Raw genomic sequence first — 21,271 nt, forward strand, 5'->3', positions numbered from 1 at the left:
GATGACCCTGCGCGTCCGCGTCGCCGCCCCGGCCAAGCAGGTGTGGCACGCGCTGACCGACCCCGCGTCGCTGCGCACGTGGCTGGCCGAGCACGCCGAGGCCGACCTGCCCCACCGCTTCGAGTTCTGGGGCCGCCACACCCCCGAGGGCGACGCGCCGCACCAGCGGGTGCTGCGCGCCGACGACCGCTCCCTGACCCTGGAGTGGACGCTCGACGGCGAGGCCACCACCACCGAGATCTCCCTCGAGGAGGAGGGCGACGACACGACGATCGTCACTCTCAGGCAGAGCCACTTCGACTTCCAGGACGTGATCACGGGAGCCAGCATCAGGGGCGCCCTGCAGACGTACTGGGCGCTGTCGCTGGCCAACCTCGTCGACCACGTGGAGGGCCGCGAGCTCACCCCCAAGATCGACTACACCTCGGCCGTCATGCGGGAGGAGGTCGTCATCGACGCGCCCATGTCCGACGTCTACCGCTCGCTGACCGACGGCGCGGAGGCGACCCGCTGGTTCGGCTACCCCATCGAGATCGAGCCGTTCGTCGGCGGCCGCTGGGCCATGGGCGGCTTCGACAACCCCGACCCCGCCAAGGTCGTCGACCTGGTCGAGGGCCGCGCGATGTCGGTCGACTGGGGATCGGCCGGCATCTCCAGCTGGGAGCTGGCGGAGTCGGACGGCAGGACCAGGCTCACGTTCGTCCAGTCGGGCTTCGACGCGGCCCGTCCGCCGCACGCGGCGTGGGGCGGCTGGCTGTCGGGTCTGGCGGAGCTGCGCCGCTACCACGAGCTGCCCGACTGGCGTCCGATCTGGCTCGAGGCCGCGTGACCCGAGCGTGCAGGCGGCGCAACGGCCGGGGCGCCCACCAGTTGGCCGCCCCGGCCAGCCGCATGAACGCGGGCACCATGACGGCCCTGATGACGGTGGCGTCCACGAGGATCGCCACCGCCATGCCGACCCCCAGCATCTGCACGAACACCACCCTGGCCGTCGCGTAGGCGGCGAACGACAGCGCGAGGATGGCCCCGGCGGCGGTGATGAGGGGCGCGCCGCGCTGCAGGCCATGGGCGACCGCGGTGACGGTGTCGCCGGTCCTGGCGTACTCCTCCCTGATCCGCTCGATCAGGAAGACCTCGTAGTCCATGGACAGCCCGTAGGCGATGCAGAACATCAGGATCGGGATGCTCGGGTCGATGCTTCCCGTCGGGGTGAACCCGAGCAGCCCCGACAGGTGGCCGTCCTGGTAGACCCAGACGAGCGCGCCGAACATCACCGCCATGCTCAGCAGGTTCAGCACGGTCGCCTTCAGCGGGATCAGCACGCTGCCCGTCATGAGGAACAGGATCACGAAGGTGACCGCGAACATCAGCCCGATCAGCGGCGGCAGCCGGTCCACCACCGAGGCGCGGTAGTCGGCGAGTTCGGCCGTGTAGCCGCCGACCAGCACCTCGAACGGCGCGGGCGCCGCGCGTACCCGCGAGACCAGCTCGATCGGATCGCCCTCCATCTGGGCGGCGGTGGGCACGACCGACAGCCAGGTCCCCTCTCCGCCGCGGAACCTGGCGGGGTCGCCGTCGCCGGCCCGCGCGCCCCTGACGTAGGAGCCGGCCGCGGAGTCGACCTGCGCGACGCCGTCGAGGCGCGACAGCGCGGCGGCGTACGCCGTGACGCCCGTGGCCTGGCCGGTGGACACCACCTGGAGCGCGTCGGTCTCCTCGGCGGGGAACTCGGCCCTGATGATCTCCTGCGTCTGCCGGGCGGGCGCGCTCGGCGGCAGGATCCGGTCGTCGGCCACGCCGAAGTCCAGCCCCAGGAACGGCGTGCCGAGCACGAGCAGCGCCAGCGTGGCGGCGCCGCCGTACCGGAGGGGCCTGCGCATCACCCGCGTCGCGACCGCGTGCCAGAAGCCCACGGCCCGCTCGTCCCGGTCGCGCCGCGGGATCACCCGCGGTCCCACGGCCGCCAGGACGGCCGGCAGCACCACCACGGCGCCCACGACGCCGCCGATCACCACGGCGATCCCCGCGTAGGCGAAGGAGCGCAGGAAGCCGAACGGCAGAGCCAGCAGCACCGCCAGCGAGGCGGCGACCGTCGTCCCGCTGAAGACCACCGTACGGCCCGCACGGGCGACGGCGGCCACGACGGCGTCGTGCGGGGCGCGGCCCTGCCGTACCTCCTCGCGGAAGCGGGCCATGACGAACAGCGAGTAGTCGATGCCCAGCGCCAGGCCCATGGCCAGCGTGATGTTCAGCGCGAACGTCGAGACGTCGGCGAAGAGCAGCACGACGCGCAGCAGCGCCAGCGTCGTCACCATCGCGAAGACGCCGACCATGATCGGCAGCACCGCCCCGAGCACCCTGCGGGAGTAGAGCCAGAGCAGCGCGAAGACCAGCGGAAAAATGATCATCTCGGCGCGCAGGAAGTCCTGCCTGGCCTGCGGGACCGTCTGCCTGAACACCTCCTCGCCGCCGCCCGCGCGCACCGAGACGACCGCGTCGCCCTTGGTGACCTCGGGCACCAGCGCGGGCAGGATCCGCGAGCGGACCACGTCCGCGTCGCCGGGGATGCGCGCCACGACCAGCGCCCGCGTGCCGTCCTCGCTGCGCAGTGTGGCGGGGTTGCCTCTGGTCCAGTAGGAGGCCGCCTCCGCCACCCCGTCGAAGGCGGCCACCCGTCTGGTCAGCTCCCGTCCCGCCGCCGCCACGGCCGGGTCGTCCACGGTGCCGGTCGCGGCCGTGACGAGCAGGATCAGGTCGACGCTGCCGGTGCCGAACCGCTCGGCCAGCTCGGCTCCCGCCCGGTCGGACTCCGATCCCGGCGCCTCGAACCTGGCGAGCGACAGCGCGTTCACCGTCCCCGCCCCCAGCGCGCCCATGACCAGCGTGGCCAGCAGGGACAGCAGCATGACGAGGCGGCGCCGGCGGACGAGGAATGCACCCACGACTCACTCCAAACACGACGAATTACTCGTGTTTGGATTAATACAAGTCTTCGCTCGTATTTGTCAACGCGCCTCCGGCGATGCCCTCCTACGCGCCGGCGCTGAAGCCGCTGAACAGCAGGACCGCGAGTCCCAGCGCGACCAGCACGTTCACCACGGTGGCCGCGGCGAACACGCCGACCGGACGCCATCCCGCCTCCCGCAGCGAGGCCACGCGGAACTCCAGCCCGATGCTCACGAAGGCGAGGATGAGGAACCACACCCGCAGGTCGTTGGCCACCCCGACGACCTCCTTGCCCGCGGCGGCGGGGACGGTGGCGAGGTACCAGGTGGCGATGACCGAGGCGGCCACGAACCCCAGCACGAACTTGGGGAAGCGGCGCCACAACTCGATGGCGCCGGGGCGCTCGGCGTCGGGCCGGCGTTCGACGCGGAAGGCGAACCACGCGGTCAGGGCCACGACCACCACGCCGATGAGGGCGTTCTGCGTGACCTTCACGATGGTGGCGACCGCCAGGGCGTCCTCGCCGACGAGGGCGCCCGCGGCCGTCACCGCCGCGGTGGTGTCGATGTTGCCGCCGATCCAGGCCCCCGCCACCGCGGGGCTCAGCCCGAGCGTCGTGGCCAGTCCGGGCAGGATGAAGATCGACGGCAGCGCGAAGGCGATCACCAGGCTCGCGCTGTAGGCCAGCTGCTCCCGCCTGGCCTGGACGGCTCCCGCCGCGGCGATGGCGGCGCTGACACCGCAGATCGACACGGCGGCCGACAGCAGGGCGCGCAGCTTGTCGTCCAGGCCCAGCCTGCCGCCCAGCCACCAGGTGAACAGGAACACCGTGCCGATGAGCGCGATCCCCTGGACGACGGCGGGCCCGGCGGCAGTGACGACCACCTTCAGGTTGATCGAGGCGCCGAGCAGGACGAGGCCCGTCTTGATGAAGAACTCGGTGCGGAAGCCGCCCGCCAGACGGTCCCTGAGCCCGGTGGCGGTCAGGACCACGTTGCCGAGCAGGCCGAGGGCGATGGCGTAGACGGGGTACTCGACGGCCTTGGCCAGGTCGGAGCCCGACCACCACACGGGGACGTTCCGCTCCAGGAACCTGGTCGCGGCGGCGAGGACCAGCACGGTCAGCACGCCCGCGGCGGGCCACACCCAGGTGGCGGTGGCCGGGGAGGGGAGGCGGGTGGTGCTCATCACGGGATCAGCCCTGCCGGGATCACTCCGGTGATGACCAGCAGGAGGAGGGCGAGGCCGACGATCGTGGCGGCCCAGTCCTCGTTGAGGGCGGCACGGCTGTCGCCGTCGGTCCGCGTCTCGTGCTCGCTCATGGGATGCGCCTTTCTGTGGGGGGTGTGCCGGGGAGGGCAGGCGCGCGCCGGGAAGGCGGGTGCCAGGGGAGGCGGGGTACGCCGGGGGGAAGGGGGCGGGGCGCCTCCCAACGCCCCGCCCGTGGAGGACCCTTCTCGTGAGGCGAGCGACGAGAGGCTCGCGGTGGATCACACCCTTGACACTCGGCGATATTCCCCATGAAGTCAATAGGGAATACATGAAACCTTGCTCACCAGCCAAGAGAAGGTGAAAGGCCATGCCGAACCCCGTGTCGGGGCCTGCCGTCGAGCACATGTCGATCAATGAGGACGCGCGCCGTATCGGGGCGCTGGTTCCCGCTCCCGACCGCGCGGTGGTCGTGGCGACGCCCCCCGTCGCAGGGGAGGGGCACTGGGCGGGCGCGCCCAGCGCGGCGGCCGGTGACGGGCTTCAGCGCCGTGCGCTTCACCGGCGGCCTCGTCCAGGCCTTCTACGACGGGCGGGCGAGCGCGGCGCAGAACCACGAGGAGCGGACGGGCATCGCCGAGGGCGGCGACCCGGCCGACCTGCGCCCCGTCGGCACCCCGCCGGTCGCCGCCTCCCCGCACGCGGGCGGCGGCCTGCGTTACCTCGACCTGGTCGACCTGCCGGACGGGCGCACCCGCGTGTACTACGAGTTCACCAGGCCCGACGGCTCCCACGAACTGCTCACCGAGCTGCGCTGAGCGGGCCCGCTCGACGGGGTCGCGCAGGCCCACGATGAGCCTGGCGTGCGGGACGGCGACGCGGCCCCACCTCGGGGCCGCCGACGACGAGGAAGTCCGGCAGGCTCACGACGGATCCTCCCTACGCCTGCGCCAGGGTGAGCACCCCCGCGCCCACCAGGGCGACGGCCCACACCTTGTCGACGTTGAACCAGGCCCTGCGCAGCACGGTCAGCCCGACCACCTCGAAGACGAGCAGCGCGACCGCTCCCGCGACGGCGAACATCGCCACCGTGTGGAGCGCGGCCACGCCCAGGCCCCCGGCGAGCGCGTGAGAGCCGTGTCCCGCGTGCTCCCCCTGGAGGCCGGTGAAGAGCGGGATCAGCATCAGCCCGGCGCCGTGGGCCGAGGACATCAGGAACGACCAGCCCGCCAGCTGGAGGAGCGACAGGCGCATCCCCACCCAGCGGAAGTGCCGCCTGGACAGCAGCAGCCACAGGCCGTAGCCGACGAGCACCACGCCACCCGCCACCGACAGCACCGTGCCGGTGACCAGCGAACCCGTGACCGCGACGACCAGGCCGACCAACGCCACCGCGGCCAGGTGGCCCGCCGCGATCGCGGGAAGCGCGGCCAGCAGCCGGCTCCTGCTGCGCTCCTGCAGGCCGCGGGCGACGGCGAACAGCCAGCCCATCGCGGGGTTCAGACCGTGGAAGGCGCCCAGCAGGAGCGCCGCCGTGACCGTCACGGATAGCAGTAGGAGTCGGAGGAGGCGTCGCCGCCCTGCAGTCTGACCTGGTGCGGGCGCAGGCCGCGGAAGTCGTCGCCGTGCGGGAAGAAGCGCTCGTCGAAGGTGAAGGACCCCGTGTCGATCTTCGCCAGCCAGGCGCCCACGCCCTCGGGGTAGAACTGGTCGTCCCACGCGCCGTACAGGGAGTTGGTCACGTAGAGGCGGCTGCCGTCCCTGCTGACCTCCACCATCTGCGGGCCGCCGCGCAGCGGCTCGCCGGGCGCGGCCGGGTGGGCGCGGTTGCCGACGATCCCGCCGATGCGCAGCGAGCCCAGCTCGACCGGCTTGAACGGATCGGCGACGTCGTACTGCTTGATCTCGCCCGTCCCCCAGCAGGAGACGTAGAGCCGCTGGTCGTCGACCGCCAGGTCGATGTCGGTGACCAGCGGCGGCACCGCCCCGAACGGCTTGAGCACGTCGGGCAGCAGGGCGGGGTCGGCCGGCTCGGCGGGGATGTCGATGACCTTGCGCACCTGCCAGCGGCCGTCCTCGTGGAACCACGTCCAGACCGAGGCCGACAGGTCCTCGACGCTGGTGACGACGCCGACGAAGCCGTAGGTCCTGGTCGGGTCGTGGGCGGGCCGCAGCTCCAGCGGCATCTGGTACTGGTCGCCGAGGTCGACCTCCTGGACGTGCCGGCGCCTGCGCAGGTCCCAGAAGTGCAGCCGGTGACCGTACTTCCGGCCGAGCAGCAGCTCGCCGACGACCCCGCCCTCGATCATCGACGGCGTGCCCCACTCCGAGGTGACCAGCACGTCGTGGTTGATGTGCCACCAGAAGTCGTAGGCGAGGTACTGCGGCCCCCTGTCGACCTCCCAGCGGCCGAGTACCTCGAAGGACTGGTGGTCGAGGATGGCGATCCCGCCGGGGCCCTCCTCGCCGTTCGCCCCGCCGAGCGCGGAGACGTAGAGGCCGTCGGGCCCGCAGTGCACGGTGTGCGGGCGGGAGTAGCCCGCCCGTGCGGCCAGTTCCTCCGGCTCGATGACCTTGACGATCTCGGGGCTGATCCGGTCCTTGGTGTCCAGGATGTAGATGCGTGAGGAACGCAGCCCCGGCACGACCAGGTAGCGCCGCTCCACGTGCGGGTGCGGCGCGTAGGGGCACAGCGCGCTGCTGCAGGCGTTCCACCCGAAGTGGTGCAGTTCGTCACCCGTGTACGGCAGGTCGGTCCAGCCCACCACGCGCCCGTAGCGCGAGGAGGAGGGGTCGGTGTCGAGCACGGCGATCGCGTCGGGCCGTTCGGCGCTGCGGTCGAAGGCGGCGACGTAGGCCAGGCGTTCGGCCGGCGCGGCGGCGGCGTCTCGGGGCGAGGGGTAGAAGGTGGGGTCGGGGGTCCAGAGTGCCATGGTCCCAGCATCTCCGATATCCCTACAAGGTCAATAGGTAATTATCCATGTAAAACCAGTAGGAAATATTTACTTTGCGCCCGCGAGCGCGTAGGTTCGCCGGTATGAGGCAGGGTCCCTACCTGACCACGCGCCCGCACGTGGACCACGGCCACGTCGCCAGCGCGCAGTGTCGCTGATCACGGAGCCGGTCACGCGTGCCGGTCACGCGTGCCGATCACGCGTGCCGATCACGCGTGCCGATCACGCGTGCTGATCGCGCGCCGTTCCCTCCCGCGTGGCCGAAGGCGCCCGCGCGACCCACCGACGAACACTCCCCTGGCGTGCCCGCCCCGCCGCGGGCCGCCGTGCTCTCGTGAGGACACTCCCTTGATCAAGATCAGACACGCCCTGCCGTACGCGCTGGCCCTTGCGACGATGGCCGCCTGCGCGACGGCCGAAGGCTCGGCCACCGGCAGCGGCGCCGAGACGACCGAACTGCGCTACCAGGGCAGCGACGGCGCCGTCACCTTCCCCGAACTCGCCCAGGAACTCGGCTACCTCGGCGACATCAAGCTCACCTGGGTCGGCAACACCACCAGCGGCCCCCAGGACATCCAGTCGGTCGCGACCGGCCAGACCGACATCGGCGGCGCCTTCAACGGCGCGATCATCAAGCTCAAGGCGGCCAAGGCGCCGATCAAGGCGGTCATCGGCTACTACGGCTCCGACGAGCGGAGCTTCAACGGCTACTACGTGAAGGACGACAGCCCCATCAGGACCGCCCGCGACCTGATCGGCAGGAAGATCGGCGTCAACACCCTCGGCGCGCACCACGAAGCGGTCATCAAGGAGTACCTCAAGCGCGAGGGGCTGACCCCCGAGGAGATCAAGCAGGTCGAGCTCGTCGTCATCCCGCCCGTCAACACCGAGCAGGCCATCCGCCAGGGTCAGCTCGACGTCGGCACCCTCGGCGGGATCCTCAAGGACAAGGCGCTGCAGCGCGGCGGGCTGCGCCCGCTGTTCACCGACGTCGGCCTGTTCGGCCCGTTCACCGCAGGCGCCGTCGTCCTGCGCGAGGACTTCATCGCCGCCAACCCCCGCACCACCAGGACCTTCGTCGAGGCGTTCGCCAAGGCCGTGCGCTGGACGCAGACCCACCCCCGTCAGGAGGTGGTCGCCACCTTCCAGAAGATCATCGCCAGGCGCGGGCGCAGCGAGGACGCCACCGCCGTGACGTTCTGGAAGAGCTCCGGCATCGCGGGCGCCGGCGGCGTGATCGCCGACAAGGAGTTCCAGACCTGGATCGACTGGCTGGAGCGCGAGGGCGAGATCCAGCCCGGCCAGGTCAAGCTGTCCGAGCTGTTCACCAACGCCTACAACCCCTACGCCGGCGGGAGCGCCTCATGAAGATCGTCATCCGCGACGTGGGCAAGGTGTTCGACGTCAGAGGCGCCGACCGGCCGTTCACCGCGCTGGAGAGCATCGACCTCGACATCCGCGCCGGCGAGTTCCTCACGCTCGTGGGGCCGAGCGGCTGCGGCAAGTCCACGCTGCTCGACCTCATCGCCGGCCTGACCCCGCCGACCTCGGGACAGATCCTCATCGACGGCGTCCCCGTCACCGGCCCCGGGCTCGACAGGGGCATCGTCTTCCAGCAGTACGCGCTCTTCCCCTGGCGCACGGCCACCGGCAACGTCGAGTTCGGCCTGGAGGCCAAGGCCGTGCCGAAGAAGGAGCGCGCCGAGCGGGCCAGGCACTACCTGGACCTGGTCGGGCTGGCCGGGTTCGAGGACCGCTACCCGCACGAACTGTCCGGCGGCATGCGCCAGCGCGTCGCCATCGCCCGCAGCCTCGCCTTCGACCCCGACGTCCTGCTGATGGACGAGCCGTTCGCCGCGCTCGACGCCCAGACCCGCGAGTCGCTCCAGGAGGAGCTGCTGCACATCTGGCAGAAGACCGGCAAGACGATCGTCTTCATCACGCACGGGATCGACGAGGCCGTCTACCTCGGCCAGCGCGTGGCCGTGATGACCTCCCGGCCCGGCCGCATCAAGGAGACGCTCGCCGTCGAGTTCGGCTCCCGCGAGGGCGACCTGCGCGCCGAGGCGCGCTTCGGCGACTACCGCCACCACATCTGGACCCTGCTGCGCGACGAGGTCGCCGCCGCACGCCGCGAGGAGGTGGGCTCCGTTGGCTGAGCTGACCTCGCCGGTCGCCCTTTCCGGCCGGCCCGCCCAGGCGCGGTGGCACGGCCCTTCCGACGCCGGCGCCCAGAGGAAGCCCAGGACCGGGCGGCTGTCGACGGCCGTCGAGCGCTCGGCCGCGATCGTCCTGCTGCTCGCCCTCTGGGAGGCGCTGCCGAGGGCAGGCGTCGTCGACCGGGTGTTCGTGCCACCGCTGTCGGAGAACCTGGCGGCCTGGTACGAGCTGCTGCTCTCCGGCCAGCTCGGCGAGCACCTCGGCGCCTCGCTGCTGCGCTCCTTCGCCGGATTCGCCCTCGCCATCGCCCTGGCCATCCCGCTCGGCCTGGCCATCGGCTGGTACCGGCCCGTGGCGGCCTTCCTCAGCCCCCTGCTCGAACTGTTCCGCAACACCTCGGCCGTCGCCCTGCTGCCGGTGTTCACGCTGATCCTCGGCATCGGCGAGACCACCAAGATCACATTCGTCCTCTACGCCTGCTCCTGGCCCATCCTGCTCAACACGATCAGCGGCGTGAAGACCGTCGAACCCCTGCTCGTCAAGTCCGCGCGATCCATGGGCCTCGGCCCGTTCCGGCTGTTCCAGAAAGTGATCCTGCCCGCCGCCGTCCCCACCGTCTTCACCGGCGTACGGCTGGCGGGCGCGTACTCCATCCTCGTCCTGCTCTTCGCCGAGATGGTCGGCGCCAAGGCCGGGCTCGGCTACCTCATCCAGGCCTCCCAATCCAGCTTCCGCATCCACGACATGTACGCCGGCATCATCACGATCTCCGCCATCGGCCTGCTGTTCAACCAGCTCCTGGTCAGCGTGGAGCGCCGCTTCTCGACCTGGAGGACCACATGACGAGAAATCACACGACGAGAAAGCTGCGCCTCAACGCCTTCCTCATGGGCGTCGGCCATCACGAGGCCGCATGGCGGCACCCCAGCGTCGAGCCGTCCAGGCTGACCGACGTCCGCCACTACCAGAACCTGGCCAGGACCGCCGAGCGCGGCACCCTCGACTCGGTCTTCCTCGCCGACGGCCTGGCCCTGTGGGGCAACGTGAAGCACAACGCGCTCGGCGGCCTCGAACCGCTGACGCTGCTGTCGGCGCTGGCCGTCGTCACCGAGCACATCGGGCTGATCGCCACCGTGTCCACGACGTACAACGAGCCCTTCCACGTGGCCCGCAAGTTCGCCTCGCTCGACCACATCAGCGGCGGCCGGGCCGGCTGGAACATCGTCACCTCCGCCGGCGAGGCAGAAGCGCACAACTTCGGCGTCGAACGGCCGCCGCACGCCGAACGCTACGCCAGGGCCACCGAGTTCCTCGAGGTCGTCGGCAAGCTCTGGGACAGCTGGGAGGACGACGCCGTCCTCGGCGACCGCGCCGGCGGCACCTACGCCGACCTCGGGAAGATCCACCCGATCGAGCACGCCGGCCCCCACTTCAGCGTCCGCGGACCGCTCAACACCTCCCGCGCCCCCCAGGGCCGGCCGCTGCTGGTCCAGGCCGGCTCGTCCGAGGACGGCAAGGACTTCGCCGCCCGCCACGCCGAAGCCGTCTTCACCGCCCAGCAGACCCTGGGCGAGGCGCGCGCGTTCTCCATCGACCTCAGGAACCGCCTGCGCGCCCACGGCAGGCGCCAGGAGGAACTGCTGATCCTGCCCGGCATCTCCCCGATCATCGGCTCCACCGAGGAGGAGGCGCGGCGCCTGGAGAAAGAACTCGACGACCTGCTCATCCCCGCCTACGGGCTGGTCCAGCTGTCCACCCTCATCGGCGTCGACCTCGACGAGGACGCCCTCGACAAGCCGCTCCCCGACGTCGGCGTCGACACCGAAGGAGCGCAGAGCCGCCGCAAACTCGTCGTCGACCTGGCCAGGCGCGAGCAGCTCACCGTACGCGCGCTACTGTCCCGCCTCGCCGGCGGGCGCGGCCACCGCGTGATCGCGGGCACACCCGAGCAGATCGCCGACGAACTGCAGGAATGGTTCGAGTACGGCGCCGCGGACGGCTTCAACATCATGCCGCCGATCCTGCCCGGAGGACTCGAGGACTTCGTCGACCACGTGGTGCCCGAGCTCAGGGACCGCGGGCTGTTCAGGACCGAGTACGAGGGGCGGACACTGCGGGAGAACTACGGGCTTGCCAGACCGCCGTCCCGGTACGCGGCAGCACCCGAACGCGAACTGGACGTGGTGGTGACCTCATGACCGGGACCCTGTTCGACCACGGTGGTGGTCTCGTGGCCCGCGCCATGCCCGGCTACGGTGGTGGTCTCGTGGCCCGTGTCGTGCTCGGCCACGGTGGTGGTTTTGTGGCCCGTGTCGTGCTCGGCCACGGCGGTGGTTTTGTGGCCCGTGTCGTGCTCGGCCACGGCGGTGGTTTTGTGGCCCGTGTCGTGCTCGGCCACGGCGGCGGTCTCACGGCCCGCGCGGTGCCCGACCACGAGCTCGATGGGGTGGTGGGCTCATGACCGACACGATGCCCGAGCGCGCCGTGGACGCCGACCGGTTCAGGAGGGCCCTGGCTGTCCACGCCTCCGGTGTCGTCGTGATCACCGCGCAGAACGGGGGAGTGCCGGTCGGGCTGACGGCCACCTCCTTCACGTCGGTGAGCCTCGACCCGCCCCTGGTCTCCTTCTACGTCGACCGAGCCTCCGCCACCTGGCCGTGGCTGGCCACCGCCGACCACTTCGCGGTCAACGTGCTCACCAGCGACCAGGCCGAACTGGCCACCCGGTTCGCCCGCAAAGGCATCGACCGGTTCGCCGAACCCACCCGATGGCGGCCGGGCGAACTCGGCGCGCCCCTGCTCGCGGACGTGTCCGCGCACCTGATCTGCCTGCCGTACGAGAGGGTGGACGTGGGCGACCACATCCTGGTCGTCGGCCTGGTGGCGGAGGCGGACATCCACCACCGGGGCCGTCCGCTCCTGTACCACCAGGGCAGCTTCGGCCGCTTCACCGCCCACCCCTGAGCACGTCGTCTGGCCGGTCCTCGTCGTTCAGATCCGGGCGCGGACCGGCAGCCCCGTCCCCGCCCACGCGAGCCTCCGGGGCCGGGTAGGACCTCTCACCTGGTGCGTCCGCCGGATCGTCCTGCCGGCCGCCTGGGCGGGGGTCCCACGGCGAGTTTCTCCTGTCATCCCCCTGACCCGGCCCCCGGCCGGCGGGCGAGTGGGCCACGTCGGTTTCCTGGCCCGGTCGGGTGTCGTGCGTCCCGTTCGCCGTGCTCTCCTGGTCTGGACGGGACTCGTGCGCCGTGCCGAAACCCTGGCCTGGCCGGGACTCGTGCATCATGTCGAGACTCTGGCCCGGGCCGGATTCTTGTGTCGTGTCGAGACTCCGGCCCGGCCAGGGCTCTTCCGTCGTGTCGAGACTCCGGCCCGGCCAGGGCTCCTCCCTCACGTCGACGACCTGGTCTGGGCGCGGCTCCTCCGCGGTGTCGACGAACTGCTCGGCCGAGTCGCCCTCCGGTTGGCTGGACGCCCTCTTGAGGCGGTCGGCACCCTCACGGTCGCCCTTCCCCGCCTGGTCGGCGCCGCCGGACCGATCCCCGTCGGGCCGATCCGCGCCGGGCCGGTCCACGCCGGGCCGGTCCACGCCGGGCCGGGTCGTGCCGGGCCGGTCCACGCCGGGCCGGGTCGTGCCGGGCCGGTCCACGCCGGGCCGGGTCGTGCCGGACCGATCCGCGCCGGGCCGGCGATCTTCCGCCTGCCGTTGTTCGCGCGGCTCCGGCAGGGGCCGTGCGCGTCGCACCCGGTCCCGCTCCGGCTCATACGCGTGCACCCTCGTCTCGCCGGCGAACGAGCTCGGCGGCAGCCGCCTCTGGCCACGCGACGGGGATCCTCCCGTGCCCGCGCTTCCACCACCGCCACCCGCCATGGGCGCGATCGGCGGCACCAGGTAGCCGGGGTAGCCGGGGAAGCCGCCCGCCTCCCGCCCGCCACCCCCGCTCCCCAGGACGTGCTCGCCCCCGCGCTCCCGCTGCCTGCGCGGCGCCCTCGCACCGGCGGCGACGACGACCCCTGGCAGCAGGGTCTCGACCTGGTCGGGCAGCATGCCGTGCGCGACGGCCAGCTGGACGTTCAGATCCCGCAGGTAGTCACGTGCCCGCTCGTGCGCCCCGGCTCCCATCGACCGAGCCCAGCCGTCGCCGTCCCCCTGCTCGGCGCCGTCCTCCTGCCCGTCGGGATCGAGGACGCTCTCGAAGTTCAACTGGTACTGCAGGAGCACCCCGGCCAGCCAGCTCATCGTCTCGCCGGTCTGCCCGCTCACATGGGCCAGCGCCCGGCAGGTCGCGTGCACCTTGCGCATCCCTTCGAGCGCGAGCTCGGAGGTGTGACCGCGCCACGCGTTGGCCAGCTCGCGGGCCCGCCCCTCGAGGTCGCCCTGGAGCTCGGCGAACCACATCGCCAGGTCCGAGCAGAGCGTGCCCTGCGCGGCCAGCCGTAGCGGATCGACGGAATCGAGACACTCCTTGACGCTGGACGCGTTGTACGGCGAGACGTCCTCGTCCTCCCACGGCTGCTTGGTGTCGACCACGTCGTGCCGGAGCCCCATGCCGTTGATCGAGTTGTCCAGCAGCGGGCGCTGCTCCACGGCCCGGTCGTAGTTGTCGCCGGAGGCGTACAGCAGGCCGCCGAGGTCGGCGTAGCTGCGGTGAACGGCCACGGCGCCCCGCTTGAGCGCGTCGTCGACGGTGATGAGGACCGTTCTGACGGCCTGCATCGAACCCCACCAGGCCCAGTCGGTGAAGTCGTCCAGCAGGAGCCCGCTGAAGCGGGAAGGGAGCCCCTCCCACGTGTCCGCTCCGGGGTCGGGGTTCCGTCCGGCGCCGAGGTCGGTCCACATCGCGGTGCCGATCGTCTTGAGCCGGGTGTGGTCCACCTCGACGTCCGCCCGGGGAGCCGGCCAGTCGGCTGACAGCTCGGGATCCTCGCTCCACGCGTACCACGGCTTCGACGGACCTGGAGGGTCTGGTGGCATGGGGGTGCCTCCGCTGCGATGGGGTCGATCGCCTGAATGCATACATGTTATGTATCTACGTGAACGAGATGTGAAGATCCCGAAAAATCGCCCTAAGTAGTGACGGGCAGCGGCTCGGTGCTGACCCGTGGCAACGTGACGATCGCCGGGTTGCAATCGGCAGGCGTGACCCGCACCCCCTGCCCAGCCGCCACCTCCGCCAGCAGGACCGCGTAGTCGGGCAGATGCTGCAACGCCGTCGGCTCGACCGCGTACTCGTAGACCCGCTGGGTGGAGCTCGCGTCGCTCCACGAGGCGCCGTCGGCGAACGCCCGCGCGCTCGACCAGTTCCGGGTCGTCGACTGGCTGGTGCCCGTCGAGCTGCTGAAGCCGCGGCTGAGGCTGACGATCCCGCCGAACGGCGTGCCGTTCCCGGTGGACGACTCGGTGTGGCCGCGCGAGGTGCTCGTCCCCCTGGTAGCGGACTGACCGAAGGTGTCGGTGGCGGTGTGCGTCTGGCTGCCGCCCACCGTACGGGTCATCCCGGACAGGACGAAGGTGTGCCGGCGGCCGATGAAGTCGGCCGCCTGGACGGCCTCCTGATGGTTGCCGAGCCGCATGAACGCGACGGCCCCGCCGCCGACCAGCTGCAGCGAGGACTCCCGCAGGTGCCGGAACAGCACGGTGAGCGGCACCCGGCGGCGTTCGCAGGCGTCCGACAGTCGCTCCAGATGCGCGCGGGACAGCTCGTCGGCCCCGACGACGATCACCGCGGGCGGATGCGCGCCGGCGGCCCCGACGTAGTGGGTCAGCCATTGGACGATCAGGTCGGTGAGCAGCTCGCCACCCGGATTGCGCCCGGCCTCCTCGAGCGCCACACAGGTCAGCGCCACGCCGTCCGCTCGCGCAGGACGTCCGGCGCCGAGCTCCCTCAGGGGATGCAGGTAGGACTCGATCCTGGCGAGCGCCTGGTGCGCCTGCTCGAGGTAGGTGTCGGAGAAGAGCTCGGCCGCGATGTGATCGTGCTCCTCGGCCGTAAGACGACCGGCCCCGTCGTCCTGGCCGAGCAGCACCCGCACACCCGCGACCAGCCCGGCCACAGTGACCCGCTCACCCAGCGCCCCGGCCAGCGTGCTCAGCAGGCGGTGGTCCAGGCTCCGGTCCGCGCGCGCCGCGGGCCGCTCGCCGCCGTACATCGACTCCACGAGCGCGTCGACCAGCTGGGCGGCCGACAGGCCCGCACCCAGGACGACAGGCCCGCACCCAGGACCGAGCCGGCCAGCTGCGCCGGCAGCACCTCGGCGTGCACGGTGCGACCCGCCGCGGCGGCGAGCGTGGCGAGCTCGCGGCAGACGACCTCGCGGGACAGGTCGATCACCAGGACGGGTTGGCTGGAAAGCATCGAGGCGCCGTGCACGGTGAGGAGCGCCTCCCAGCCCCACAGGCTGCCGCCGATCACGTCCAGCCGGCGGGCGGAGCTGGGCGCGTGGGCCGACCCCCACTCCAGCGCCTCGGCGACGGCGGCCCGCTGCGCCCGCTCGTGCGCGGCCCGTCGTTCCAGCCACGCCGTGTGGGCGAGCCGGTGCTCCTGCTCGGTGAACTGCCGTGCCCGGGCGAGAGCGTGGTCGGCGACGGTCCTGCGGTGGCCGGCGACCGCGGCCATGACCACACCGGGCGTGGCGGCGAGCACGCTCAGGACGACGAGGGAGAGCGCGGCGCCGGCCGAATAGGCGCTGCCGAGCACTCGCGTGCATCCGGCCATCGCCAGCAGCGCCACCGACATCGTGCCGAAGACCGTCCATGCACGGCGGCGCTGAAGGCGCTGGGCGGCGTGCGCGTGGTGGGCTTGGGCGAGGACGTGGTCGGGAAGAGGTCGCGGACGCGGCTCTGGTTCGCTGAAGGGGCGAGACAGTGAGTGCGGATCGCGAAACACCCAGCCGAGCCGCCTGCCGGGGGTGAACAGGCGCCCCTGGGACACAGGTAACCGATCAGTCATACGGACGCTCCCAGGCTGAAGGGGAGAGCTCAGGTCACCAGGCAATCATGAAACTGACTGCACTACGTGACAAACCCTTGACGCATCCGGATGCGTGGGTGACGATTCAAGGTCGTGATCGCCTTGACCGCGCTCCCCGCCTTCGCCGTCCACGAGGTGCCCCGGCCCGGTGACGTGGACGGCAGCGGAAGGGCCGGGTCACGGCAGCGACTGGCGGCGGTGAGCTCGGCGTTCCACGCGGGCGCGGGCCCGATCGCCATGGCATGGATCCGGCCGAGGGCCGGCGGCCCCGTGGACGTGCTGGTGGCGGGCCGGGCGCTGGCCGGCTCGCGCCATGCCGGTACGGCGGCGCTGCGCCTGCCCACGGGCGCCGGCGCCACCCCGCTCGGCGCCGAAGAGTTCGAAGAGCGGCTGGCGCAGCTACCCAGCTGGTGCCGCGTCACGGCGATCTGCGACGGGCTCCTGCTGGAGGACGACCCGCCACGCGAACAGTCGTCGCGGCCGTCCCTGGAGGACGGGCTGCTGGCGGTGTGGCAGGAACCGTTCGCGTGGCTGCTGCTGGCCGAACCCGTCACCGCGGAGGAACTGGCGGCGATGACGCAGCAGGCGGCCGAGGACCAGCGCAGGGCGCAGGCGCGGACGTCGTCGCCGCGTTACGAGATGGAGGCGCGGCGCGCCAAGACCCGCTACACCGAACTGGTGCGGGGCGGCACGAGCGGCATGTGGCGCGTCCACCTCCTGGCCGCGGGCGCCGACCCGGCCGCGGCGGCCCAGGTGGCCGGGCTCGTCTGCGCCTCGGCCGACCTCGACGGCCTGCCGTACCAGCTGGTTCCCACGGGCAAGACAGGCGCCCTTGACCCCACCCTGGCGGACGGCGCGCCGTTCGTGGGCTCCTCGCGGCTGGTGGCGACGCTTGCCGTACCACCGGCCAGGGAGATCCCCGGCGTGCGGCTGGTCGACCGGCCGTCGTTCGACGTGACCCCCGAGGCCGGCACCGCCGGGCTCGAGATCGGCGTGGTGCTGGACGGCAACCGGCGCCCCGCCGGGCCGTTGCGGCTGGAAACCGCCAGCCTGAACCGGCACGCCTTCGTCACCGGCGCCACCGGCGGCGGCAAGTCGCGCACCATCCGCACCCTGTTACAGGCGGCCACCGACAGCGGCATCCCGTGGCTGGTGGTGGAACCCGCGAAGGCCGAATACCGGACCATGGCCGAGCGGTTGCCCGGAACCGAGGTGATCGCCATCCGGCCGGGCGAGACCGAGGTGGCGCCGGCCTGCCTCAACCCGCTCGAACCGGAGGCCGGATTCCCGCTGCAGACCCACGCGGATCTGGTGAAGGCGCTGTTCCTGGCGGCCTTCCAGTCCGACGAGCCGTTCCCGCAGGTGCTGGCGGCGGCGCTGACCCGCTGCTACACCGAACTCGGCTGGGACCTCACCCTCGGCGAGCCGCTCACCCCCGGGCTCACGCCGCGTCATCCGACGCTGGCCGACCTCGAACGCGCCGCCGACCAGGTCGTCGACGAGATCGGCTACGGCAAGGAGATCGCCGACAACGTCCACGGATTCATCCGCGTGCGGGTGTCCTCGCTGCGCCAGGGCACCAGCGGCAGGTTTCTCCACGACGGGCACCCGCTCGACATCGGCAAGCTCCTGGCCACGAACGTCGTCCTGGAGATCGAGGACGTCGGCGACGACCAGAGCAAGTCGTTCCTCATGGGAACGATCCTGCTGCGGCTGGTCGAACACCTCCGTGTCCACCGCCGCGGGGCCGCCGGGCTGATGCACCTGACGGTCGTCGAGGAGGCACACCGGTTGCTGCGCCGCGGCACCCAGGGACCCGCGGCGCACGCGGTGGAGATGTTCGCGTCCATGCTGGCCGAGGCCAGGGCGTACGGCGAGGGCCTGATCATCGCCGACCAGATCCCCTCCAAATTGGTCGACGACGTCATCAAGAACACCGCGGTCAAGATCGTACACCGGCTTCCGGCTGCTGACGACCGTGAGGCGGTGGGGGCGACCATGCACCTGACCGAGGAGCAGTCTGGATACATCGTGACACTGCCACCCGGTCAGGCCGCGGTGTTCGCCGACGGCTTCGACTACCCACTGCTGACCCAGATGCATCCCGGCCCGGAGGAACGACCGGCGGCGGTCGCATCCGACTCGCGTCGTCCCGCGAGCGGTGAGGGGGAGCGGCAGGGGCTGGTGGTGGCCGTGGACACGCTCGTGTCGCGCCGCAGTTCCGCGTGCGGCACGGACTGCGCGACCCGTGCGTGCACACTGAGGGAGATGAGCCGGGCACGCCGCCCGGATCCGTCGTTGGTGCTCTGGGCGGAACTCGGCGTCCTGGGTCACCTGACCGGCTGGGGCCTGCCCCTCCCCGAACAGGAGCTTCGCGACCAGCTCGGCGGGATGGAACGCCGGTCGCGCCACTGCGCTCTCGGCCAGGCAGTCGACGCCGCGATCGCCTCCCGAACGCCCGCCGTGGCGGACCGGATCAGCCCATCGGACCTGGCCGTCCACATCATGCGAGGAATGCTCGCCTGGTTGTCGGAGGGGCGGCGCGTCTGCGTCGCCGAGGAGCCGCAATGGCTGGCCAGGCCGTACCGCTGGGTCCTGGTCGGCGACGCGCTCGCCGCACAGGTGCGGGACGACCCGGAGGGCGGTCCGCATCCGCGCACGGCGGAATGGGGCATCCCCGCGCTCAGCCTTCGCGACCAGCACGCGCTCGTCAGCCGCTGGATCGCCGACGACCAGCGGAACCTGAGAAAGACGCACGAGATCGCGTTCGGCGTCGGCGAGGTGTCGGTGATCGAGACGGTGTTGGAGACGCGGACGTTCGAGCCACGCTGGCGGCCACGCCTGGAACAGGCGCTCCAGCCGTTCCGCGACCTGCGCTGGCCACTCGACTATCTGGCCCCGAGACTGGTGGAGGCTCCAGGGTGAGCGAGTTGCGGGAAGGGCCCGACGACCACGGCGAACGCGCATCCGACCAGCGCGCCTCCCACCATGAGCATCCCCCGCCGGTCGAGGCTCGTGGACGGCAGAGCTACTACGAGGCGCTCGACACGACCGAGCCTCGGAGAACCGCCGAACCGGACGCCGCCTCGAACCGCGACCCAGATGGCCTCGGCCCTCGTGCGGAGGGCGACACGGCGGATGAGGCGCGGGAAGAACGGGCCGAGCCGGGCGAGCATCCGGACGTCTCCTCGTACGGCGACCGGTCGGCCGACATCGTGCATGAGGACGACTCCGCGGTGGACCCGATCGCGGCGCGACGCCAGGCGGCCGAGGCGGCGGGGCACATCGACCAGGACGGACGCGTCCCCGTCGAACACACCGAGTCCGGAGACCGCGTCCGCGGCTGGCCACACGACGACACCGGCTATGCCGTACGGGAGGAGGACCTCGACGTTCTCGGCATCGACAGCGGCCAGGTCGAACAGTGGCAGCGGTTCGAAGCCCCGCTGGGAATGAACCCCGAGCAGTACAAGGAGTTCACCGGGAGCCTCCTGGTGGCGCTGGCGGCGGACGGCATCGACCCTTCGCAGGTGGACATCCGCCTGCAGGGCTCGTCCGCGCAGTTCTTCTCCGGACCGCACAAGGACTTCCCGAGGGACCAGGACGTCGCCGACCAGCCCGAGGCCAAGGCGCGATGGGACGCCTGGGTCGGCGACCGTCCAGAGGACGAACGCCCCTCGAGGGTCCCCTTCGACGCCAAAGCGAAACTCGGCATGCTCGACGCGGACGGCGAGCCAGAGGATCTCAGCGACTACGACGTGCAACTCTCCTCCGACGCGATGGTCAGCAAGGCGCGCGCGACATGGGACAGCGCGCGACACGACGACGGCAAGCCATTCGTCCATCCCAAGTACGACTTCATCGACAAGAGTTCCGTGGCCAAGGCCTTTCCAGCGCTGACAGAGTGGAAGGAGCGCTGGGAACACGAACTCGGACGGGAGGTCGCACCGGCGCTTTTCCAGTCGGGCGGACCGGCGGACAAGAGGGTTGACGGGGTGGGCATCTCCACCCACTTCAGGGAAACGGACTGGATCATCAACCGGCCAGGGAGGCCATGATGCCGCTGACAGAACAACTGAGGATCGGACTCAGCAAGCTGGACGGGCGCGCGCTTCCCGTCTTCAGAGAAGGAGTCGGCCTGACCAAGCATGGCCGTCTCGGCGATGCATGGGACCAGGAGTTCGGCTCGCGCGTAATCCGTCCTCGCGAGCAGGGGTGGGTTCGCCTTGATCTCTACCGCTACTCGGATGAGACGTGGGGTATCTCCCTCACCTACGAGAAGGATCCCCTTCCCCCCGACGAGGTCGAGGCATTGCGCCGCCAGATCATCGCTGCCGCCGCCCAGGCAGGAGTCACTGTCACGACCCAGTCATCCGAATCCCCCAGCACACGGCGTGCAGAATGACGGCCAAGCCCGACTTGTACTTCTCGGTCGATGTGGAGGCCGACGGGCCGATCCCGGGGCCGTACTCCATGCTGAGCTTCGGGATGGCCGTCGCCGGAACGTTCGACGGCACCTCCTTCCAGGCGATGGACCCGGCCAAGGACACCTTCTACGCCGAACTCCAGCCGATCAGCGAGACCTACGACCCGGAGGCGCTCGCCGTGAGCGGGCTGGACAGAACCCTGTTGATCGCCGACGGGCAGGCGCCGAGCGACGCGATGAACGCGGCCGCCGCCTGGATCGCCGGCCGCGCCGACGAGGCCCAGGCATCGCCGGTGTTCGCGGCCTACCCGCTGGGCTACGACTGGATGTGGATGTACTGGTATTTCATGACGTTCGCGGACGCGGGCTCACCCTTCGGACACTCCCGATGCCTGGACATGAAGACCCTCTACGCGGCCAAGGCGTCCACACCCATCGTGCGTTCGACGAAGCGCACCATGCCGTCCCACCTGCTGTCCCCGAGGCCCCACACACACAACGCCCTGGACGACGCCATCGAACAGGCCGAGCTCCTGCAGAACCTCATGCGAATGCGGCACTCCTGAAATCCTCACCCAGCACCGGCCCTTGTTGATCGTCGTCCA

At 71.3% G+C, this 21,271-nt stretch carries 19 protein-coding genes and 1 pseudogene; 12 read left to right on the forward strand and 8 right to left on the reverse strand.

Annotation, left to right across the window (positions count from 1 at the left end; genetic code table 11):
- Position 1: 1 nt before the first annotated feature.
- A pseudogene (locus ACWEVS_RS24105) lies at positions 2-727 on the forward strand (SRPBCC family protein); the annotation flags it as partial.
- Here ACWEVS_RS24105 and ACWEVS_RS24110 read toward each other — a convergent pair.
- The 3 genes from ACWEVS_RS24110 to ACWEVS_RS24120 all read right to left on the reverse strand — a co-directional run bounded on the left by ACWEVS_RS24110 (position 693) and on the right by ACWEVS_RS24120 (position 4,268).
- Positions 693-2,942, reverse strand: a complete 2,250-nt coding sequence (locus tag ACWEVS_RS24110) for an MMPL family transporter (RefSeq protein WP_452553380.1) — start codon at positions 2,940-2,942, stop codon at positions 693-695. The pseudogene ACWEVS_RS24105 and the gene ACWEVS_RS24110 overlap by 35 nt on opposite strands.
- 88 nt (positions 2,943-3,030) lie before the next feature.
- Positions 3,031-4,134, reverse strand: a complete 1,104-nt coding sequence (locus ACWEVS_RS24115; protein WP_452553382.1) for a YeiH family protein — start codon at positions 4,132-4,134, stop codon at positions 3,031-3,033.
- A complete protein-coding gene (locus ACWEVS_RS24120; RefSeq protein WP_354914462.1) occupies positions 4,134-4,268 on the reverse strand; it encodes a hypothetical protein in 135 nt (44 codons plus the stop codon). Before ACWEVS_RS24120 ends, ACWEVS_RS24115 begins: the two co-directional genes overlap by 1 nt.
- A gap of 420 nt (positions 4,269-4,688) precedes the next feature.
- On the opposite strand from ACWEVS_RS24120, the gene ACWEVS_RS24125 reads away from it, so the two are divergent.
- Positions 4,689-4,973: a hypothetical protein gene (locus tag ACWEVS_RS24125; protein WP_452553384.1), complete on the forward strand. Its 285-nt coding sequence runs from the start codon at positions 4,689-4,691 to the stop codon at positions 4,971-4,973.
- A 121-nt stretch (positions 4,974-5,094) separates the two neighbouring features.
- Here ACWEVS_RS24125 and ACWEVS_RS24130 read toward each other — a convergent pair whose 3' ends face one another.
- Together ACWEVS_RS24130 and ACWEVS_RS24135 are read right to left on the reverse strand one after the other, a co-directional pair.
- Positions 5,095-5,700, reverse strand: coding sequence for a hypothetical protein (locus tag ACWEVS_RS24130; protein WP_452553386.1), 606 nt, complete (start codon positions 5,698-5,700; stop codon positions 5,095-5,097).
- The gene (locus ACWEVS_RS24135; protein ID WP_452553388.1) at positions 5,697-7,088 is read right to left on the reverse strand and encodes a selenium-binding protein SBP56-related protein; all 1,392 of its coding nucleotides are present in this window, start codon (positions 7,086-7,088) and stop codon (positions 5,697-5,699) included. The genes ACWEVS_RS24130 and ACWEVS_RS24135 overlap by 4 nt, the downstream gene beginning before the upstream one ends.
- 369 nt (positions 7,089-7,457) lie before the next feature.
- Here ACWEVS_RS24135 and ACWEVS_RS24140 point away from each other — a divergent pair, with 369 nt between their 5' ends.
- From ACWEVS_RS24140 to ACWEVS_RS24165, 6 genes are read left to right on the forward strand one after another with little or no spacing between them, the layout of a single operon-like run.
- Positions 7,458-8,477: an ABC transporter substrate-binding protein gene (locus tag ACWEVS_RS24140; protein WP_452553389.1), complete on the forward strand. Its 1,020-nt coding sequence runs from the start codon at positions 7,458-7,460 to the stop codon at positions 8,475-8,477.
- Positions 8,474-9,268 carry an ABC transporter ATP-binding protein gene (locus ACWEVS_RS24145; RefSeq protein WP_354914468.1) on the forward strand — a complete coding sequence of 265 codons (795 nt, stop codon included), beginning with the start codon at positions 8,474-8,476 and terminating at the stop codon, positions 9,266-9,268. The genes ACWEVS_RS24140 and ACWEVS_RS24145 overlap by 4 nt, the downstream gene beginning before the upstream one ends.
- Positions 9,261-10,112: an ABC transporter permease gene (locus ACWEVS_RS24150; RefSeq protein WP_452553391.1), complete on the forward strand. Its 852-nt coding sequence runs from the start codon at positions 9,261-9,263 to the stop codon at positions 10,110-10,112. The genes ACWEVS_RS24145 and ACWEVS_RS24150 overlap by 8 nt, the downstream gene beginning before the upstream one ends.
- On the forward strand, positions 10,109-11,467 hold the full coding sequence (locus ACWEVS_RS24155) for an LLM class flavin-dependent oxidoreductase (RefSeq protein ID WP_452553393.1): 1,359 nt from the start codon (positions 10,109-10,111) through the stop codon (positions 11,465-11,467). Before ACWEVS_RS24150 ends, ACWEVS_RS24155 begins: the two co-directional genes overlap by 4 nt.
- Positions 11,464-11,730: a hypothetical protein gene (locus ACWEVS_RS24160; RefSeq protein WP_452553394.1), complete on the forward strand. Its 267-nt coding sequence runs from the start codon at positions 11,464-11,466 to the stop codon at positions 11,728-11,730. Before ACWEVS_RS24155 ends, ACWEVS_RS24160 begins: the two co-directional genes overlap by 4 nt.
- Entirely contained in the window at positions 11,727-12,233 is a 507-nt protein-coding gene (locus tag ACWEVS_RS24165; RefSeq protein WP_354914476.1) for a flavin reductase family protein, read from the forward strand. The genes ACWEVS_RS24160 and ACWEVS_RS24165 overlap by 4 nt, the downstream gene beginning before the upstream one ends.
- Here the strand turns inward: ACWEVS_RS24165 and ACWEVS_RS24170 are convergent.
- The 3 genes from ACWEVS_RS24170 to ACWEVS_RS24180 form a co-directional block, all read right to left on the reverse strand.
- Positions 12,217-14,244 carry a hypothetical protein gene (locus tag ACWEVS_RS24170; RefSeq protein ID WP_452553396.1) on the reverse strand — a complete coding sequence of 676 codons (2,028 nt, stop codon included), beginning with the start codon at positions 14,242-14,244 and terminating at the stop codon, positions 12,217-12,219. The genes ACWEVS_RS24165 and ACWEVS_RS24170 overlap by 17 nt on opposite strands.
- 92 nt (positions 14,245-14,336) lie before the next feature.
- On the reverse strand, positions 14,337-15,428 hold the full coding sequence (locus ACWEVS_RS24175) for a hypothetical protein (protein ID WP_452553398.1): 1,092 nt from the start codon (positions 15,426-15,428) through the stop codon (positions 14,337-14,339).
- On the reverse strand, positions 15,359-16,219 hold the full coding sequence (locus ACWEVS_RS24180; RefSeq protein WP_452553400.1) for a hypothetical protein: 861 nt from the start codon (positions 16,217-16,219) through the stop codon (positions 15,359-15,361). The genes ACWEVS_RS24175 and ACWEVS_RS24180 overlap by 70 nt, the downstream gene beginning before the upstream one ends.
- A gap of 114 nt (positions 16,220-16,333) precedes the next feature.
- On the opposite strand from ACWEVS_RS24180, the gene ACWEVS_RS24185 reads away from it, so the two are divergent.
- Genes ACWEVS_RS24185 through ACWEVS_RS24200 form a run of 4 tightly spaced genes read left to right on the forward strand, consistent with a single transcriptional unit; the run spans position 16,334 to position 21,232 of the window.
- Positions 16,334-19,165 (forward strand): ATP-binding protein, encoded by a 2,832-nt coding sequence (locus ACWEVS_RS24185; protein ID WP_452553402.1) that lies wholly within the window; start codon positions 16,334-16,336, stop codon positions 19,163-19,165.
- On the forward strand, positions 19,162-20,298 hold the full coding sequence (locus ACWEVS_RS24190; protein ID WP_452553404.1) for a hypothetical protein: 1,137 nt from the start codon (positions 19,162-19,164) through the stop codon (positions 20,296-20,298). The genes ACWEVS_RS24185 and ACWEVS_RS24190 overlap by 4 nt, the downstream gene beginning before the upstream one ends.
- Positions 20,295-20,645, forward strand: a complete 351-nt coding sequence (locus tag ACWEVS_RS24195; protein ID WP_452553406.1) for a hypothetical protein — start codon at positions 20,295-20,297, stop codon at positions 20,643-20,645. Before ACWEVS_RS24190 ends, ACWEVS_RS24195 begins: the two co-directional genes overlap by 4 nt.
- A complete protein-coding gene (locus ACWEVS_RS24200; RefSeq protein ID WP_452553408.1) occupies positions 20,642-21,232 on the forward strand; it encodes an exonuclease in 591 nt (196 codons plus the stop codon). Before ACWEVS_RS24195 ends, ACWEVS_RS24200 begins: the two co-directional genes overlap by 4 nt.
- Positions 21,233-21,271 lie beyond the last annotated feature (39 nt).

It is taken from the genome of Nonomuraea sp. NPDC003754 (genome assembly GCF_053605785.1).

Excerpts from the sequence above, each read along its gene's own strand:
- ACWEVS_RS24115 (WP_452553382.1), bottom strand. The coding sequence starts at position 4,134 with ATGAGCACCACCCGCCTCCCCTCCCCGGCCACCGCCACCTGGGTGTGG.
- ACWEVS_RS24120 (WP_354914462.1), bottom strand. The coding sequence starts at position 4,268 with ATGAGCGAGCACGAGACGCGGACCGACGGCGACAGCCGTGCCGCCCTC.
- ACWEVS_RS24135 (WP_452553388.1), bottom strand. The coding sequence starts at position 7,088 with ATGGCACTCTGGACCCCCGACCCCACCTTCTACCCCTCGCCCCGAGAC.
- ACWEVS_RS24145 (WP_354914468.1), top strand. The coding sequence starts at position 8,474 with ATGAAGATCGTCATCCGCGACGTGGGCAAGGTGTTCGACGTCAGAGGC.
- ACWEVS_RS24155 (WP_452553393.1), top strand. The coding sequence starts at position 10,109 with ATGACGAGAAATCACACGACGAGAAAGCTGCGCCTCAACGCCTTCCTC.
- ACWEVS_RS24160 (WP_452553394.1), top strand. The coding sequence starts at position 11,464 with ATGACCGGGACCCTGTTCGACCACGGTGGTGGTCTCGTGGCCCGCGCC.
- ACWEVS_RS24165 (WP_354914476.1), top strand. The coding sequence starts at position 11,727 with ATGACCGACACGATGCCCGAGCGCGCCGTGGACGCCGACCGGTTCAGG.
- ACWEVS_RS24170 (WP_452553396.1), bottom strand. The coding sequence starts at position 14,244 with ATGCCACCAGACCCTCCAGGTCCGTCGAAGCCGTGGTACGCGTGGAGC.
- ACWEVS_RS24180 (WP_452553400.1), bottom strand. The coding sequence starts at position 16,219 with ATGACTGATCGGTTACCTGTGTCCCAGGGGCGCCTGTTCACCCCCGGC.
- ACWEVS_RS24195 (WP_452553406.1), top strand. The coding sequence starts at position 20,295 with ATGATGCCGCTGACAGAACAACTGAGGATCGGACTCAGCAAGCTGGAC.
- ACWEVS_RS24200 (WP_452553408.1), top strand. The coding sequence starts at position 20,642 with ATGACGGCCAAGCCCGACTTGTACTTCTCGGTCGATGTGGAGGCCGAC.